The 17,207-nt window shown below is 62.6% G+C and carries 14 protein-coding genes; 6 read left to right on the top strand and 8 right to left on the bottom strand.

The features are described from left to right. Positions 1-57: 57 nt before the first annotated feature. Together ACN0RC_RS01700 and manA are read right to left on the bottom strand one after the other, a co-directional pair. A complete protein-coding gene (locus tag ACN0RC_RS01700; RefSeq protein WP_417508320.1) occupies positions 58-375 on the bottom strand; it encodes a WhiB family transcriptional regulator in 318 nt (105 codons plus the stop codon). Positions 376-550: 175 nt separating this feature from the next. Then, a complete protein-coding gene (gene manA / locus ACN0RC_RS01695; RefSeq protein ID WP_417508600.1) occupies positions 551-1,675 on the bottom strand; it encodes a mannose-6-phosphate isomerase, class I in 1,125 nt (374 codons plus the stop codon). A gap of 68 nt (positions 1,676-1,743) precedes the next feature. Here manA and ACN0RC_RS01690 point away from each other — a divergent pair, with 68 nt between their 5' ends. After that, a complete protein-coding gene (locus ACN0RC_RS01690) occupies positions 1,744-3,165 on the top strand; it encodes an O-antigen ligase family protein (RefSeq protein WP_417508319.1) in 1,422 nt (473 codons plus the stop codon). Continuing rightward, positions 3,162-4,463 carry an O-antigen ligase family protein gene (locus ACN0RC_RS01685; RefSeq protein WP_417508318.1) on the top strand — a complete coding sequence of 434 codons (1,302 nt, stop codon included), beginning with the start codon at positions 3,162-3,164 and terminating at the stop codon, positions 4,461-4,463. Before ACN0RC_RS01690 ends, ACN0RC_RS01685 begins: the two co-directional genes overlap by 4 nt. A 1-nt stretch (position 4,464) precedes the next feature. Here ACN0RC_RS01685 and galE read toward each other — a convergent pair whose 3' ends face one another. Further along, complete coding sequence (gene galE / locus ACN0RC_RS01680) at positions 4,465-5,454, bottom strand: UDP-glucose 4-epimerase GalE (RefSeq protein WP_417508317.1); 990 nt, start codon at positions 5,452-5,454, stop codon at positions 4,465-4,467. Positions 5,455-5,585: 131 nt separating this feature from the next. Between galE and ACN0RC_RS01675 the strand changes: the two genes are divergently transcribed. Genes ACN0RC_RS01675 through ACN0RC_RS01665 form a run of 3 tightly spaced genes read left to right on the top strand, consistent with a single transcriptional unit; the run spans position 5,586 to position 9,060 of the window. Then, the gene (locus ACN0RC_RS01675; RefSeq protein ID WP_417508316.1) at positions 5,586-7,496 is read left to right on the top strand and encodes a glycosyltransferase; all 1,911 of its coding nucleotides are present in this window, start codon (positions 5,586-5,588) and stop codon (positions 7,494-7,496) included. 5 nt (positions 7,497-7,501) lie between these two features. Next, positions 7,502-8,458, top strand: a complete 957-nt coding sequence (locus tag ACN0RC_RS01670) for a glycosyltransferase (protein WP_417508315.1) — start codon at positions 7,502-7,504, stop codon at positions 8,456-8,458. Further along, positions 8,455-9,060, top strand: coding sequence for a hypothetical protein (locus ACN0RC_RS01665; RefSeq protein WP_417508314.1), 606 nt, complete (start codon positions 8,455-8,457; stop codon positions 9,058-9,060). Before ACN0RC_RS01670 ends, ACN0RC_RS01665 begins: the two co-directional genes overlap by 4 nt. A 6-nt stretch (positions 9,061-9,066) precedes the next feature. Here ACN0RC_RS01665 and ACN0RC_RS01660 read toward each other — a convergent pair whose 3' ends face one another. Genes ACN0RC_RS01660 through ACN0RC_RS01640 form a run of 5 tightly spaced genes read right to left on the bottom strand, consistent with a single transcriptional unit; the run spans position 9,067 to position 15,170 of the window. Then, entirely contained in the window at positions 9,067-9,801 is a 735-nt protein-coding gene (locus tag ACN0RC_RS01660) for an ABC transporter ATP-binding protein (protein ID WP_417508313.1), read from the bottom strand. Continuing rightward, positions 9,801-10,595 carry an ABC transporter permease gene (locus ACN0RC_RS01655; RefSeq protein WP_417508312.1) on the bottom strand — a complete coding sequence of 265 codons (795 nt, stop codon included), beginning with the start codon at positions 10,593-10,595 and terminating at the stop codon, positions 9,801-9,803. The genes ACN0RC_RS01660 and ACN0RC_RS01655 overlap by 1 nt, the downstream gene beginning before the upstream one ends. A 10-nt stretch (positions 10,596-10,605) precedes the next feature. Next, positions 10,606-11,742 carry a UDP-galactopyranose mutase gene (gene glf / locus ACN0RC_RS01650; RefSeq protein WP_417508311.1) on the bottom strand — a complete coding sequence of 379 codons (1,137 nt, stop codon included), beginning with the start codon at positions 11,740-11,742 and terminating at the stop codon, positions 10,606-10,608. A 31-nt stretch (positions 11,743-11,773) separates the two neighbouring features. Beyond that, on the bottom strand, positions 11,774-13,945 hold the full coding sequence (locus tag ACN0RC_RS01645) for an acyltransferase family protein (protein ID WP_417508310.1): 2,172 nt from the start codon (positions 13,943-13,945) through the stop codon (positions 11,774-11,776). After that, positions 13,866-15,170: a nucleotide sugar dehydrogenase gene (locus tag ACN0RC_RS01640; protein WP_417508309.1), complete on the bottom strand. Its 1,305-nt coding sequence runs from the start codon at positions 15,168-15,170 to the stop codon at positions 13,866-13,868. Before ACN0RC_RS01640 ends, ACN0RC_RS01645 begins: the two co-directional genes overlap by 80 nt. Positions 15,171-15,373: 203 nt before the next feature. Between ACN0RC_RS01640 and ACN0RC_RS01635 the strand changes: the two genes are divergently transcribed. Beyond that, complete coding sequence (locus ACN0RC_RS01635) at positions 15,374-17,194, top strand: hypothetical protein (RefSeq protein ID WP_417508308.1); 1,821 nt, start codon at positions 15,374-15,376, stop codon at positions 17,192-17,194. Positions 17,195-17,207 lie beyond the last annotated feature (13 nt).

Raw genomic sequence — 17,207 nt, 5'->3', positions numbered from 1 at the left:
CCGGTGATCCGTTGATCGCACGCGGCGTGGCCGCGAAGCGACGACGAAGGCGCGGTGTCAGCCGGCTTGGCGCTTGAGTTTGCGACGCTCGCGCTCGCTCAGGCCGCCCCAGATTCCGAAGCGCTCATCGTTGCCCAGCGCGTACTCCAGGCATTCGCCTCGAACATCGCACGATGAGCAGATGCGCTTCGCATCGCGGGTCGATCCGCCCTTTTCAGGGAAGAACGCCTCTGGATCGGTCTGCGAACACAGTGCGTCGGTCTGCCATGCCAGTGCGGTGTCATCGTCCTGCTCTGGACGACGAACCCCGGGAACCCCGAGATTGACCGGATCGACAAACCAATTCTCGGGAACGTCGGAACGGTAACCCGTCATATCGTTCTCCTTGCCCTAAATACTGCCCCCCGCTGGGCCTTGCTCCACTAATTACACCCGTGTCATTCGATCGGGTCAAGTCGTGGAGGATAAACCCTCAAGCGAGTATTGAAGGTTCACGGCGTGTCTGCGGCGTGTCGCGCCAGATCCCTGCGACACGCGCCCACGGAGCGGCTCAGGAACCAGCGCCCGGCTCTGCGATGAACGCCTCGCCTGACCCCGACATCACGAGCGTGCGCTCGTCAGCAGTCGCGAAGACCGCCTGGCCGATCGGAACGGCGCGCGCGGCAGCATCCGCCCCCTCGACGACCACCTCTCCCCCGGTGGCGAGCACCATTGCGGGGCCGGTGACCTCAACAGAGACTGGAGAGCCGGTTAGCTCGACGCGACGCAGTGCGAAGTCCGGCACGTCGACGGGGTACGACGTCACCGAATCGGATGCCGCGGGCCTCAGCACCGGCACCACCGCCGGCGTCGTATCGAGCACCGACAACAGCTCGGGCACATCGATGTGCTTGGGTGTGAGTCCTCCGCGCAGCACGTTGTCACTCGCGGCCATGATCTCGACGCCCAGCCCCGACACGTAGGCGTGCAGGAGCCCTGCCCGCAGAAAGATGCCCTCGCCTCGGCCGAGCACGATGAAGTTCATCAGCAGTGCCACCACGACCCCGGGGTCTCCCGGGTTGCGCGCGGCGATCGAACGGATGCCGTTCAGCTCGGCGGAGAACTCGGCGGACGCCGCATCCACTGCTGCGGCGATGATCTCGTCGACCTCCGTCTGGGCCGTGCCGGAAAGCAGCCAGGCGATCGTGTCGCGCAGCGCATCGCCTTCGGCACTCAGCCGCTCGCGCAGCGCGGTAACGCCCTTCGATGAACCCAGAGCATCCAGAAGGCGCAGAGTGTCGGCGACCGGGCGCAGCCCGCTGAGCGCTTCGAAGCGCTCGCTGAGGGCGACGATGAGTTCGGGCTTGTGGTTGTCATCGCGGTAGTTGCGGCGGGGGTCGTCCGCGGCAAGTTCCGCCTCTCGCGCCCAGCCGTCGCGCGCCTGCGCGATGGTCGGATGCACCTGAATCGACAGCGGATCGCCTGCGGCGAGGAGCTTCAGCAGATACGGCAGTGTGCCGCCGGTGATGGCATCCAACGTCGAGCCGCCGGCCACGTCTGCGGGGTCGCCGGGGTGATCCCCGAACCAGACCTCCGCCTCGGGAGCGCCGGTGGCCGCGCGACCTTCGAGCTCCGCGAGAAGAGTGGACGAACCCCAGGCGTAGTCGCGGGGGGCATTCGACAGGCTCAGCAGCATGGCATCAAGCGTATCGATCATGCCGTGGCACAGCAGAAGGCGGAGCGGTGCGCGGTAGCCTGATGACGATGGCGCAGTACACGAAGCATCCCGTGACAGCCCCGCCCACCGCGCCAGAACGCGAGTCGACGGGGCATCTACTGTTGCGCGCGTACACGACTCTCGTGCTGATCGCCGTATTCGCCCATATCGCTGTCTACAACCTCGTGGGCATCTATGGCGCGGGAATCGCGATGGGCGTCATGCTTCTGGCTGCGTGCGCCATCGGCATCCCGATGATCGCGAAGAAGCAGCCGCACGCGTTCGCGTGGCGCCGGCTTCCCTGGTCTGCCGTCGGGTACACGTGTTTCGCTCTGCTCTCGGTTGCCTGGTCGCAGTGGCGAGGGCCCACCATCCTCACGTGGTTGCTGCTGGCGGCGGTGACCGTCAACGGCCTGCTCATCGCGCACGCGCTGAGCTGGGAGGAGATCGTCCGGTCTCTGTCGTCCGCCTTCAAGTGGATCCTCGGCTTGTCGCTCGCTCTCGAGCTCTGGGTGTCGATCGTCATCCAGCATCCGCTGCTGCCGAATTTCCTCACCGTTCCCGACGGCGGTATCGATCCGCATCTGTACTGGGTGCGCAACAACCTCGTCGACGGCGGACGCATCCAGGGCATCGTCGGAAACTCCAACGTCCTGGCGATCATCGCGCTCTTCGCGGTCATCACCTTCAGCGTGCGGATCGCGCAGCACGCCCGCTGGCGTGCCACTCACATTCTGTGGCTCGTCCTCGCGGCGTACCTGATGTTCCGGGCATCGTCGGCCACGGCCTACCTGTGCGCCCTTGCCGCCGCGGTCGTGCTCCTGGTCGCGCTGCTGATCCGTCGTGCCCGGCGACCACGGGAACGCGCGCGCATCTACGCCACCTGCGGCGCGATCGTCGTGGCCTCGGCCGCGGCGCTCATCCTCTTCCGTCAGCCGCTGTTCACAGCCCTCGGGCGCGGAGCAGACCTAACCGGTCGCACCGATCTCATCTGGACCAAGGTGCTCGAGCGCGCCGGTCACCACCCGATCTTCGGAAACGGGTTCTCGAGCCCCTGGATCCCCACCGACCCGGCGTTCGACGGATGGATCGTCGACCACGGCATTACGGTCTTCCATGCGCACAACATGTGGCTCGATGTGCTCATGCAATTGGGCGTGGTGGGACTCGCGCTTATGGCGGTGGCGTACCTCAGCCTGCTGTGGCGCTCCTGGTTCTTCGCCGCGGACCGGCCCCGCTGGGATCTGCGCACTGACCGGCCCTACTCGCCGCTGACTCTGCTGCCGGTGCTGTTCACCGTCGTCCTGCTCGTGCAGGGGCTGGCAGAATCCACCCCGATCATGCTGTGGGGCTGGCTGCTTCTGGTGCTGTTCTCCTTCAAGATCAAATCCGTGCCCCTCGCAGGCGTCGGGCTGAGCGAACAGTCCCGCGTGACCGAGCGCGGTCGCGCGGCGCGGCGCATCCCGTGACGACTCCACAAGCGCGTCTGAGCCGGCTCCTCGGGTCGACCTCGATGGCGCGGGCCTACACGCTGTCGGTCCTGGGGGCGACGTTCGGGTCGTTCGCGATCGAGCAGATGACATCGCGTGTCACGTTCGCGACGATCATCCTGATCCTGGCGGTTCTCGGAGCCGCGATTCTGTTCGTGCGGCGCGAAGAGCTGTCGCTGCTGAGAGTGGCTCCGACATCGCTGCTGATGTTCCTCGTACTGGCTCTGCTGAGCCTGCTGTGGTCGACCGACAGAAGCGACACCCTGAGCGCATGGGTGTGGCTGTTCGGCTTCGCCTTCCTCGCGATCACGATCGGGCACATTCGCGACACGCTGCAGACTGTTCGCGCGATCGGTGACACACTGCGGGTGCTGCTCGGCCTGTCGCTGGGCGTGGAGATCCTCTCCGGGATCCTGCTCGACGTACCGATCAGGTTTCTGGCCGTCGAGGGCAATCTTGCGGTGGGAGGCCCGATCCAGGGTCTGTTCGGCACCCGCAACATGCTGGGGTTCATCGCCGTCATCGCGCTGATCACCTTCGTGATCGAGTGGCGGACGCAGTCGGTCGCGGTCCCCATCGCCATCCCCTCGATCGCGCTGGCGGGATTCCTCGCCCTGCTGTCGGCCTCCCCCACGGTTCTCGTGCTCGCAGTCGTCGTCGGCACGGCAACAGGGGCGCTGACGATCGTGCGTCACACACCGGTCGCCCGTCGCACGATCGTGCAGTGGATGCTGGGCGCAGTGGTCGTTCTCACGCTCGGGGTGGCTTTTCTCTTCCGGCATCCGATCATCGCGTGGATGGGTGCGGGTTCGGATTTCTCGACCCGAGCGGATCTCTGGAACGAGATCTTGAACTTCGTCGCGCTCAAGCCCTTCCAGGGCTGGGGCTGGTTCGGCACGTGGGGACGCGGCGAGTACCCGTTCAGTTTCATCAACTACCGGCTCGACAACCACCACGAGAGTGCACTGAACGCATTCTTCGATGTGCTGCTGCAGCTCGGCATCGCCGGCTTCTTGCTCTTCGTGCTGCTCGGCGGAGTCGCACTCGTGAGGTCCTGGCTGGTCGCGAGCGCGCGACGTTCGGTCGTGTACGCATGGACCCCGCTCGTGCTGGTCACGCTCGCTGCAGACTCCATGTTCGAGAGCTTCACGCTCACAGGCGCGGGCTGGTTCATGCTGGTTCTGTGCGCCCTGCGCGCAGGGCAATCGCGATCGTGGCGCGAGAGCATCGACGCCGCGAACACCGGCGTGATACCTACCCTGGGGCGGCTCGAGTAGCTCAGCCGAGTGTGCGGAGCTTCTCGGCCCAAGCGAGAGCGTCACGCACGCCATCGTCAACAGACAGCTCGGCTTTCCAACCCAGTTCAGAGTGAGCGCGCTCGACGATCGCGTAGGCGCCCGCCTGGTCGCCAGGGCGCCTTTCGGCGTCAACGACATCGAGCGGCTCGTTCGTCACTCGCTCGAAGGCCGCCACGAGTTCACGCACGGTGACGCCATCACCCGTGCCGATATTGATCACGCGATACGGATCCGATGCCGTGACCACCTCGTCGAAGCGCTCAACAGCAGCTACATGGGCCAGAGCGAGATCCCAGACATGAATGTAGTCCCGCAACCCAGAACCATCACGGGTCGGCCAATCGGTACCGGTGATCGCGAAGGGCTTCCCCGCGGCACGTGCCTGCATGATCTTGCCTAATGCGTGAGATGGCGTGGGGTTCTGCAGACCGGTGCGCAAGCCCGGGTCCGCGCCGATCGGGTTGAAGTACCGCAACGCAATGGCGCGGATGCCACCCGCCTGCGAAGCATCAGAAAGGATGCCTTCAGCCATGGCTTTCGTCGCCGCATAGGGGCTTGCCGGCGCGAGCGCAGCATCCTCATCGACACCGCCGCCGCCCTCTCCGACGTACACGGCTGCAGAAGAGCTGAAGACAACGCGGCTGAGCCCGAGCGCGCGCAGGTTCTGGAGCATCGTGATGGTCTTGCCGACGTTGGTGTCGTAGTAGCCGAGCGGATCGGCGACCGACTCCGGCACGACGATCCGGGCCGCGCAGTGCACGACGACGTCGATGTCGGGATGATCGCGCACGATCTGGCGGAGAACCTCGGCGTCAGCGATATCTCCGACATACAGACTGCGATTTTGGCCGAACTCTTCGCGGCCTGCAGAGAGGTCATCGAGAATCACCACTTCAATGCCCGCCTCGAGGCATGCCGTCGCGACTGTCGAACCGATGTATCCGGCGCCGCCGGTAATCAATGCCTTCATCACCAGACATCGTACCGGTGCTTCGGTCTTACCGGACTTCCCAATGTGCGGCGGGTAGGCTGTCTCTGCTCGCTGACATCCCGTTCTGTGCCTTCGCGGCGCGCGGGAAGAACACCCCGGAGATCTCTCACGTGACATACGTCCTGCAGAATGTTGTCTTCCCGCTCGATCGCGACCCAGATCTACTGCCCCTCTACGCCGACCCGGAAACATGGTCGGTCATCGACGGTCAACCGGTGCGCGTGTCCAACCGTGCTCAACTCGGAAACATCCTCAGCCGCACGAGCGCCCGCATCTCATCTGGTCGTCGTGTCTCGCTCGGAACCTATTTCAATGCGTTCCCCGCGTCGTACTGGCAGCATTGGACGAGCGTCCGACAGGTGCGCCTGACGGTGCGCACGGTCGGCTCTGCGACGATCTTGGTCTACCGCTCGAACGGTTCAGGCGTGCACCAGCGCATCGACACTCGAGAGGTCACCGACGACGCGACCACTGTGTTCGACCTTTCTCTGACTCAGTACAGCGATGGCGGCTGGCTCTGGTTCGACATCGTCGCCGACGAGAAGAGTGCCATTCTCGAAGGCGCCGACTGGACGACGGAGCAGGAGCCGGCCAGAACCGGAAAAGCATCGCTGGGAATCACGACGTATAACAAGCCCGATTTCTGCGTAGAGACTCTGCAGGCTCTCGCAGCGTCCCCCGATGCACTCGATCTCGTCGACCGCATTTTCCTCGTCGACCAGGGCACTCAGCTCGTCGAGGATCAGGATGGCTTCACCGAAGTCGCCGAAGACCTGGGCGACACGCTTCAGGTGATTAAGCAGGCGAACCTCGGCGGTTCTGGTGGATTTGCGCGCGCAATGCATGAAACCCTGCAGCGCCCTGACAGCGATTTCGTGCAGCTGCTCGATGACGATGTTCGCATTGAGCCGGAATCCCTCCGCCGCTCGATTGTCTTGGGTCAATACGCGACAACTCCGGTCCTCGTCGGCGGACACATGTTCGACCTGCTTGATCGTCCTAAACTGCACGGCTGGGCAGAAGTCGTGGATGAATCCCCGTTCATGTGGCGAAACCTTTACCAGCAAGAGATGCCCCATGACTTCGGCGTCTCCAACCTGCGCCAGTCGACTCTGCTCCATATGCGAATGGACGCCGACTACAACGGTTGGTGGATGTGCCTGATTCCGCTCGAGACAATCCGCAAGGTCGGACTATCACTACCGGCATTCATCAAATGGGATGACGCAGAGTTCTGTCTTCGTGCCGGGGAAGCAGGATTCCCGACGGTATCTATGCCGGGGGTCGCACTGTGGCATGTGTCGTGGGTGAATAAGGACGACTCCATTGACTGGCAGGCGTACTTCCACGCACGAAACCGAATCGTTGCGGGCCTGCTGCATTCGAACGTTCCAGGCGGCGGACGGCTAATCAGACACAGCCGACGCGTTGATTTGAAACACCTGATGATGATGCAGTACTACCCGGTGGCCCTTCGCGCACGCGCACTGCGAGACATCCTCTCCGGGCCCGCGCATATGGCGAAAACCCTTGGCACGGCGATGCCCGCGGCAAGAGCGCTGGCCGCTGAGTATCCCGAGACGGTCGTGCACCGCGACCCAAAGACCGTGCTGCACTCGCGTCGCGGACGACAGGTCTACAAGCAGCTGCCAAAGAACCAGTTTGACAGCCCGGCTGGTTTGAGACTCCGTTGGTTCACTCTCTCGACGCTCGTCGCGCACTGGTTGCACGCGCCCGCTCCTGCCAATGTTTCCCGCCCCGAGGTGGAGTTCGGCAAGGAAGACGCCCATTGGTGGCGGATCCCGTTGTTCGATAGCGCACTCGTGAGCGCTGCGGACGGTTCTGGCAAGAACATCTATACTCGTGACCGCAAGAAGTACCGGCGCATGCTGCGCAATTCGCTCCGCTTGCACGCCGAGCTGAAGCGCCGCTGGCCTGAACTCCAGAAACAGTATCGTGATGCGCTCCCTGAGCTCGTTTCCCCCAAGTCATGGGAGAAGATCTTCGAGGAAAAAGCATGACCCCGATGTCTGACACATTCGACCCGCAGGCGGCGACGATCGTGATCGTCACGTACAACCGCTCGCATCTGCTCACTCGCCTCCTCACGAGCATCACCATGATGGATCCGAAACCCGGGCACGTCGTGATCATCGACAACGCTTCGGTCGATGACACCAACGAGGTCGTCGATTCGTTCCGCGACAGCATCGGCACCGAGATCGTCTACCGCAAGCTCGACACGAACACCGGCGGCTCCGGCGGATTCAGCGAGGGCATGCGCACCGCGTACGAACTCGGCAGCGAGTGGATCTGGATGATGGACGATGACGTCGAGGTCATCCCAGATGGTCTCGCCCGCATGGGCAAGTGGACGCCACGCTTCAAGAGCATTCAGGGCCGCCGCTACGACTACGACGGCAGCGAGTTCTACTGGCAGTACCGGATCGCCGAGCGAATGGGCATCCCGATTCCCTTCGCTCCAGCGGGATTCGATGCGTCGGGCTTCAAAGAGATGAACAGCGGATGCTTCGAGGGAATGTTCATCCACCGCTCGATCGTCGCGCAAATCGGCCTGCCCGACCACCGGTTCTTCATCTACTGGGATGACCAGATGTACGGCTGGCTGGCCTCACGACTGACCACAGCCGTGATCGTGGACGAGTTCGTGCTGCGCCGCACGCGCGAGATCAAGCAGTGGGACATGGGCATCCGCCACATGAACGCTTCGAGCAACGCTTACCGGTACTACATCATGCGAAACCGCGGCTTCATCAAGCAGTACTACCGCACGCACGGCGTGTACAACCCGGTGCTGTTCGGACTGGGATCGACCGCGACGTTCTTCAAGGAACTGATCCGCCTGATCTTCGTCGAACGCACCGTACGCGGGACCAGCAACCTCTTCCGCGGCATCCGTGACGGCGGGAAGGTCGGACGCGACCGCACATGGAAGCCGATGCCAGCATTGGAGCAGCAATGAGCGACGACCAGCAGGCTGGGCCCGAGTGGATCTTTGCGCAGCAGAAACAGCGCGACAAGGCACAGATCTGGTGGATCATTGGATTCGTAATCTTCGCGCTTCTGATCATCGGCACCCTGCTCTTCTTTCTTATTCCGCGCGGTGATGACACAAGCCCGGCTCCGATTCACCCTCCAACCGCAACACCGACTCCGTCTCCGACGTCCACACAAACGTCAACGCCAGCCCCGACCTCACCGTCTACAACTTCACCAATCGACGAGCCTCTGCTCACCCAACCGCCTGTACCAGATCCGGATCTCGAAACATTCGCCGCCCAGGTACAACCGCGCCTAGATGACGCAGTGCACGGTCTGGATCTCGTCACGCAGAACTTGGATCTCGGCGCGCAAATCGTCGACTCTCTACAGCAGGATGCAACCATCCTGTCGGATACGGCAGCGCCCAGTTCGATCGCCGAGGACTGGAATAAGGCAGTCACCCAGTACGCCACAAAACTCGCCGATCTCCGCGGAACGTACAGCAACGGCGCAAACCCGCAGCCGGCGTTGGATGCCGCAACCGCTGCTCTGCAGAAGGTCCGCGCGCTCGTCCATCTCTGACCGCCCTCAGCTGTTGTGATCGGCGTTGTACCGATCGAGCACGTCGTTGATGCCAGCATCCAGCACAAGCTCGCCCTTGTTCAGGTAGAGCCCGCGCTTGCAGAAGCGACGAAGGTCGCGTTCGTTGTGGCTGACGAAGAACAGCGTGCGCCCATCGGCGAGCAGCTCATCGATGCGCTTGTAGCATTTTTCGCGGAACGCCTTGTCGCCCACCGCGAGGACCTCATCGACGAGCAGGATCGGTTCGTTGAGCTGCGAGACGACTGAGAAGGCCAGACGCACCTTCATGCCGTTCGAGAGGTGCTTGTAGGGGGTGTCCTGGAAGTCCTCGAGCTCGGCAAACGCGATCATGTCGTCGTACCGACGCGTGATCTCCGCCTTCGGCATCCCATGCAGGCCGGCCGTCAAACGTACGTTCTCGCGCACAGTGAGGTCACCGACGAATCCACCGGTGAGTTCGATGAGCGGCGCAACTCCCCCGTGGACCGCGACAGTTCCCTCATCGGGGAGCAGAACGCCGGCGACCAGTCGCAGCAGCGTCGATTTTCCCTGACCGTTGCGGCCGACAACCCCGATCGATTCTCCCGGTTGCACCGTGAACGAGACGTTGCGAAGCGCCCAGAACTCTCCGGGTCGGCTCCGCCGCGAAGTGTCAGCGAAGAGATCTTTGAAGCTGCGACGCCCACGCCTGTTGCGACGGAATTGCACCCCAAGGTCTTTGACTTCGATCGCTGAGGACATCACAGCTCCTTCAGCACTGCGCGCTCGAGGGAGCGGAAGACCCAGATGCCCAGCGCGAAGATGATGAGGCACATCGCCGCCCCGATCAGCACCGTGTTCAGGTACCACTGATCAGGGAAGAACGCCATGCGATACAGCGTGAAGATGCCGGCGAGGGGGTTGAAGGACATGAGCGTCTCGAACGGCTCCGGAATATTGGACACGCTGTAGATGATGGGAGTGGCGTAGAAGAGCGCGCGCAGGATGAGGCCCGTGGTGCGCTCGAGGTCGGCGTAGAGCGCGCAGAGAGGCGCGACCAACAGCCCGAGCCCGACGAGCAGGATCACCTGCAACAGCATCGCCACTGGGAACCACAGGATCCCCCATCCGAATTCGGTCCCGGGTGAGAACACGGCGAACAGCACCAGGACGGGCAATGAGAAGAGGAACTCCATGCCCTTGCTGAGAACCGTGCGGTTCACCCAGATCGATCGGGGGATGTTCGTGGACCGGACGAGTCGGGAATCCTTCTTGAAGGCCTTCGTGAAGTCCGAGACCGACGAGTTGAACCACACCCACGGCAGGAGGGCGCTGATGAGGAAGACGATGTACGGATCTTCGCCCACGCTGCGCTGGAAGATCTGCGTGAACACGAACCAGTAGATCGCGCTCATCACCAAGGGGTCGAGGACCGACCAAAGGTAGCCGAGGAAGCTCGTCGAGTACCGGACCTTCAGGTCTCGGGCAGAGAGCAGCCACAGCGAATGCAGATACCGCCGGGGCGTTCCCGGCGCCCCGACAGCAGCGTGACTCACAGAGATGAGTCTACGAGAGAGTGTTGTTCCACATGGTTAGCGCCGAGCCGATCGCCATGTGCATGTCGAGGTACTGGTAGGTGCCCAGGCGTCCGCCGAAGTGGACGTCTTTCTCACCCTTCTGCAGTTCGCGGTAGGCGAGCAAACCCTCACGGTCAGCGGGAGTGTTGACCGGGTAGTACGGCTCGTCGGCCTTCTCGGCGAAGCGCGAGAACTCGCGCATGATGACGGTCTTATCCGTCGGGTAGACGTCGCTGCGCTCCGGATGGAAGTGCTTGAACTCGTGGATGCGCGTGAACGGAACATCCATGTCGGGGTAGTTCATCACCGGTGTGCCCTGGAAGTCACCGATGTTCAGAACTTCTTGCTCGAAGTCGAGCGTGCGCCAGCTGAGCTCACCCTCGGCATAGTCGAAGTAGCGGTCTACGGGGCCTGTGTAGACGATCGGCACCTGGCCAACGAGGGCCTTACGATTCAGCGGCTGGGACTCGTCGAAGAAGTCGACGTTCAGCTTGACGTCGATGTTCGGATGCTCCGCCATGCGCTCGAGCCACGCCGTGTAACCGTCGGTCGGGAGTCCCTCCCACGTGTCGCTGAAGTAGCGATTGTCGTAGTTATAACGCACGGGCAGGCGGCTGACGATGTCACCCGAGAGCTTGTGCGGGTCGGTCTGCCACTGCTTGGCCGTGTAGTCGCGGAAGAACGCCTCGAACAGAGGACGGCCAACGAGGGCGATGCCCTTCTCTTCAAAGTTCTGCGCAGACTTGACGTCGTACTCGCCCGCCTGCTCCTTGATGAGCGCGCGCGCTTCGTCGGGCGAATACGCGGCCTGGAAGAACTGGTTGATCGTGCCGAGGTTCACCGGCATCGGATACACGACACTTTTGTGGTTCGTGTAGACGCGGTGCACATAGCTCGTGAACGTCGTGAAGCGGTTCACGTACTCCCACACCGTCGCGTTCGATGTGTGGAACAGGTGCGCCCCGTACTTGTGGATCTCGATGCCCGTCTCGGGCTCGGCCTCACTGTAGGCGTTACCGCCGATGTGGGGACGGCGTTCGATAACGGTGACATTGCGGCCGGCTGCTGCGGCACGCTCAGCAATGGTGAGGCCGAAGAAACCCGACCCTACGACGAGGAGATCCATAGGATCAATCGTATCGACGTCTGGCTGGACTTTAGCCAGGGGCGTCCTTCATCACCTCTGCGAGGGGCGGAGCAAGCCGGCGGACGTAATCGAGATTGAGGTGGTCCGCGTCGTAGTACACGGTCACTCCACCGATCACCGCGTAGCAGGTGTCAACGTCGCAGAAATACGGATCGGCATCGAAGGCACGGACACGCGGAGCAGTCATCCTTGCCGCAGCGGTGAGGTACGGATCCTCTGGCTGGGCATCCGCACGCGATACGGCACAGGCGAGTGGATTCGCGGCGTTAGCCAGCACACAGTCGGGTGATCTAACTTCCCCATTGAACGGCACCCCGCCGAGCGCAACCACCGTAATACCCGCATCGGCCCACTGCTTCCACGTCCGTTCAAGCCCGTCCATGAATTGGGCGGGCTGTGGGCGATCAGTCCCGTCGTCGACGAGCTGTACGCGTCCTGCCGAGGAGGTGAGCACAAAGTCCGGCGACTCCGAGATAACAGCGTCGCGAACAGCGCCAGACCATTCGCGGCATCGATCGCGATCTACGTCGGTGGCAGGTTCGCGGAACCCCACGAACGGAGCATCGATAACCGGGCATCCTCCGCCGAAACTGGTCGTCACCGACCACTGGTTCTGCCTCGCGAGGTCAAACACGGCCCCCTGCCACTGCTGCGCATGTGAGTCTCCGACGAGCCAAACCCGCGTGGGATCGTGCGCCCCGCCACTGAAATCGCAGCTCACTGTAGCCGTCCTCGAGCCGAATGGCATCGTCTCCGGTTGCGCAACGCATTCTGGCGGTACGTAAAAATACGCGTTTCGCGGCCCCATCACGGTCTCCGCTGCAGGGCCAAACAGGTCGGGACAGCTTTCCGTGCTCTCCATTGCTTGTGGTCCGACGCAGCTCTCAATGGCCACTGTGTCTGGCGGTACGTCCGCGGCTGCGCGGAGATGCCCCGCAAGTATGAGCGCGCCGCCGGCGCCGAGCACGACAGCCATACTGACGACCATGGCCAGGAACGTGCGTCGGTTCGACAACGCTATGAAACGCCAGCGCTGCCCTGGGCGCTCTATGAATCGGTACGTGAGCCAGGCGAGGACCAGCGCCATGAACAGGATGCCGATCTTCATCGTCGTCGACAGCGCACCCATCAGCGCGAAAGGGACCAGCACGATCAGCGGCCAGTGCCAGAGGTAGAGCGAGTAAGACACGTCTCCGAGCCATTGCACCGGACGCAGCGAGGTGACACGGGCATGCCAGAGATTCTCGACCGAGGAGCCCGATGCGATGACTGCTGCGGTGCCTAGTACCGGCAGCAGCGCGAAAGCCCCGGGGAACGGAGTTGCGGAATCGAAGACGAGGGCCGCCAGCACTATCGCGCCGAAGCCGCTGAAGGCAAGGATGTTCGCGGCTGTCCGATGCAGCCGGTATACCGGCAGGAGCGCCAGTATCCCCCCGATGCCGAACTCCCACACCCGAGTGTAGGTGACGAAGTACGCTTCGTTGGGGGCTTGGCTCGTGATCAGAACGCTGACGAACACGCCCACGATCACGATCGTGCTCAATGCGATTGCCGCGACGAACCTCGGCGCCCAGGCTCTTCGCGCCGCGTACCACCACACCGCGAGCAGGAGCACCGGCCAGATCAGATAGAACTGCTCTTCCACGGACAGCGACCAGTAATGCTGTGCGACGGTGGCTTGATCGTTCAGTGCCGAGTAGTCGACAGACATCGCGCTGAGAAACCAGTTCTCGACGTAACCCGCGCTCGCCATGATCTCCGCGCCCGCTCGAGTCCAGCGCGGGAACGGAAGCAGCAGGATCGTCCCGACTGCACTCACGAGAAGCACGAGGAGCGCCGCCGGGAGCAGCCGTCGCACCCTGCGGGCGTAGAACGATGCCAGCGCGATTCGACCGCTTGCCGTCGCTTCGCGAACCAGATGACTCGTGATCAGAAATCCCGAGATCACGAAGAAGACGTCAACCCCGACGTAACCGCCCGTCAGCCGGTTCGGCCAGAGATGGTTGAGGACGACGACAAGAATCGCGATCGCGCGCAGTGCTTGAATATCGGGACGAAATCGTGTCTGCGATCTCGTCGACGCAGACTGCGTCAGCGCCAGGTCAGCCTCCGATGCCTGCGGTGCCCACGACAATGCGCGGCGTACCAGCCCAGCGTGCAGCGTCTGTGGCCGCGCGGCCATCCACAAGGAGCTTGATGCCCGGCAACTGCGCAGGTGTGAGTTCTTTGTACTCGGCGTGATCGGTCTGCAGGATTGCGAGGTCGACCTCGGCACCCGCCGTATACGGTTCGAATCCGAGGCTGCGCAGCTCGTCGTCGGTATACAGCGGGTCGTGTACGACAACGTTCGCACCGCGATCCTTCAAGGACTTGACCGTCGGGTAGACACCGGAGAACGCCGTCTCCTTCACTCCCCCGCGATAAGCGGCGCCCAGCACCAGCGCCCGCTGACCCTTCAGGTCTCCCAGGACACCCTCTGCCTGCGCGACGAGACGCTCTGGCATCGAAGCATTCAGCTGACGCGCAACGCGTACGATGTCCGCATCAGGATCGGTCGAGAGATACAGGCGCGGGTAGACCGGGATGCAGTGGCCGCCAACCGCGATCCCCGGACGATGAATGTGGCTGTACGGTTGCGAGTTACAGGCCTCGATGACTTTGTACACATCGATCCCATGTGAAGCCGCAAACAGGCCGAACTGGTTCGCGAGGCCGATGTTGACGTCGCGATAGGTTGTCTCGGCAAGCTTCGCCATCTCGGACGCTTCAGTCGTACCGAGATCCCATACCCCGTTCGGGCGTGGTAGATCAGGGCGCTCATCGAACTGCAGCACGGCTTCATAGAATTCGCGTGCGCGACGGTTACCCTCGTCGGAGAGAGCACCGATAAGTTTCGGGTACTTGCGGAGGTCGGCGAACACCCGACCCGTGAGAACACGCTCCGGTGAGTAGGCGAGGTAAAAGTCGTCTCCCTCGGTGAGACCGGAACCGGCCTCGAGCATCGGCTTCCACCGCTCACGAGTCGTGCCAACAGGGAGAGTCGTCTCATATGAGACGAGAGTGCCCGGGGTTAGATGTTCGGCCAGCGAAGTGGTCGCCGCATCCATGTACTTGAAGTCCGGCTCCCATGTCTCGTCGTTCACGAAGACAGGAGCGACGAGCACGACAGCATCGGCTCCGGGGATGGCCTCGGCATAATCGGTCGTTGCGCGCAGACGTCCCGCAGGAACCAGCTCCGCAAGGCGCTCCTGTAGGTGGGCCTCACCAGGGAAGGGCTCCTGAGCTGCATTAATGGTGTCAACCGCTCTCTGGTTGACGTCGACGCCGATGACGTCATGACCAGAGGAAGCGAACTGGACGGCGAGGGGAAGCCCGATCTTTCCAAGGGCGACTACAGCGATCTTCACTATTCCATCGTACGCGTACGTAGCCGATGAAGACCGACACCGAGGCGCTGAACCGGCAGAAAAGACACCGCAGAGCCTCGTGATTAGGCGTCCAGGAGGCTGGTGTTACCCTTGAGAGTCCCTCTGGGTGGCGCTCGTTTCCGTTTCCTGCGGCCGGCCGCCCCCGTATTCCTCATCCTCAACAATGAAGGCTGCGAGCGCGTATGTGCGGTGTTTTCGGATCCACGGCCCCGGCCGGTCTCGATAAGAAATCAATCGAGACCCTGATCAAGCATGCCGAGCAGCGAGGCCGTGACTCGAGCGGCCTGGTCGTGCACCGGGCCGGTGAGTATCGCGCATTCCGTGCTGACTTCACCATCGAGAAGCTTCTCAAGCGAACCCCTCTTAAGGGTATCGACACGTTTATCGGCCACAGCCGACTCGTCACGAACGGCACTGCCGACAATCAGCCCGTGGTTCGTGACGGTATCGCCGTGGTTCACAACGGCATCGTCGTCAACTTCGAAGAACTCTGGGAAACCACGAGCAAGACTCGTGAGCTCACGATCGACAGCGAGATCATCCCCGCGCTCATCGCTGCGGAGCTCGAGAACGGAGCAACCCCCGAGGCCGCAGCGGACCACGTGCTCTCGGTGGCCAAGGGTGTCGTAGCGTGTGCGGCCCTCATCCCCACGCTCGGCAAGCTGGTGCTCTTCTCGAACAACGGCAGCCTGTACATCGGAGCGAAGGACGGCGGCATCGTCTTCTCGTCCGAGCGCTACCCGCTCGAGCAGATCGAGGCGCACGCCATCCGTCAGATCCGCGCGGCCGAAGCCTTCGATATCGCGACGGAGTCGACGCCTATCGACATCGTTGAGTGGAAGCAGCGAACGATCGACCTTGTGCCGGGTCTGCACCTCTCCTCCGCCGAAGAGAAGCTGCTGATCTACCCGGAGCCGCAGTTCCGGCGCTGCACGAAGTGCATCCTCCCTGAGACGATGCCCTACATCAAGTTCGATGCCGACGGCGTCTGCAACTACTGCACCAACTACCGCCCGCGTAATCATCCTCGCCCCAAAGAAGAGCTCTTCGAACTCGTAGAGCCGTATCGGCGCGCCAAGGGCGATGAGGTTCTCGTGCCATTCTCAGGCGGACGCGATAGCTGCTATGCACTCCACCTCATCGTGAACGAGCTCGAACTCAAACCGGTGACGTACACGTACGACTGGGGCATGGTCACCGACCTCGGTCGACGGAACATCAGCCGCATGTCTGGCGAGCTCGGCGTAGAGAACATCATCGTCGCTGCGGACATCACGAAGAAGCGCGACCACATCCGCCGCAACCTCACCGCCTGGTTGAAGGCTCCGAACCTCGGGATGCTGAGCGTGTTGACGGCCGGTGACAAGCACTTCTTCCGCCACGTCGAGACGGTGAAGAAGCAGACCGGCCTGAGCCTTAACCTCTGGGGCATCAATCCGCTCGAGGTCACCCACTTCAAGTCGGGCTTCCTCGGTGTGCCGCCGGACTTCGCCGAAGAACGCGTCTACAGCCACGGGGCGATGAAGCAGCTGAACTATCAGAAGCTCCGCTTCAAGGCGATGACGAAGAGTCCTGGTTACTTCAACCGTTCGATGTGGGACACGCTCTCCGGAGAGTATTACCGCAGCTTCACGACGAAGTCCGACTACTATCACATCTTCGACTACTGGCGCTGGGACGAGCAGCAGATCGACGACACGCTGCTCAACCAGTACGACTGGGAGAAGGCACCCGACACCTCCACGACGTGGCGCATCGGAGATGGCACCGCAGCGTTCTACAACTACGCGTACTACACAGTCGCTGGCTTCACCGAGCACGACACGTTCCGCAGCAACCAGATTCGGGAAGGCGATATCACCCGCGACGAAGCACTTCGTCTCGTCGCCGATGAGAACACGCCGCGCTACCCGAACCTCAAGTGGTATCTGGATGTTCTCGGCATCGACTTCTCCGATGCCGTGCGTGTCGTAAACAGCCTCCCGCGGCTCTACAACGCCTGACCCGGGTCTGCGG

The sequence above is a fragment of the Microbacterium sp. genome (assembly GCF_048259935.1).
Lineage (GTDB): Bacteria > Actinomycetota > Actinomycetes > Actinomycetales > Microbacteriaceae > Microbacterium.
This window is presented reverse-complemented; position numbering and strand designations above follow the sequence as displayed.

Bases quoted from the DNA above. Each gene is read 5' to 3' on its own strand.
- ACN0RC_RS01700 (WP_417508320.1), bottom strand. From the start codon at position 375: ATGACGGGTTACCGTTCCGACGTTCCCGAGAATTGGTTTGTCGATCCG.
- ACN0RC_RS01645 (WP_417508310.1), bottom strand. From the start codon at position 13,945: ATGGCCGCGCGGCCACAGACGCTGCACGCTGGGCTGGTACGCCGCGCA.
- galE (WP_417508317.1), bottom strand. From the start codon at position 5,454: ATGAAGGCATTGATTACCGGCGGCGCCGGATACATCGGTTCGACAGTC.
- ACN0RC_RS01690 (WP_417508319.1), top strand. From the start codon at position 1,744: ATGGCGCAGTACACGAAGCATCCCGTGACAGCCCCGCCCACCGCGCCA.
- ACN0RC_RS01635 (WP_417508308.1), top strand. From the start codon at position 15,374: ATGTGCGGTGTTTTCGGATCCACGGCCCCGGCCGGTCTCGATAAGAAA.
- ACN0RC_RS01670 (WP_417508315.1), top strand. From the start codon at position 7,502: ATGTCTGACACATTCGACCCGCAGGCGGCGACGATCGTGATCGTCACG.
- ACN0RC_RS01660 (WP_417508313.1), bottom strand. From the start codon at position 9,801: ATGTCCTCAGCGATCGAAGTCAAAGACCTTGGGGTGCAATTCCGTCGC.
- glf (WP_417508311.1), bottom strand. From the start codon at position 11,742: ATGGATCTCCTCGTCGTAGGGTCGGGTTTCTTCGGCCTCACCATTGCT.
- manA (WP_417508600.1), bottom strand. From the start codon at position 1,675: ATGCTGCTGAGCCTGTCGAATGCCCCCCGCGACTACGCCTGGGGTTCG.
- ACN0RC_RS01665 (WP_417508314.1), top strand. From the start codon at position 8,455: ATGAGCGACGACCAGCAGGCTGGGCCCGAGTGGATCTTTGCGCAGCAG.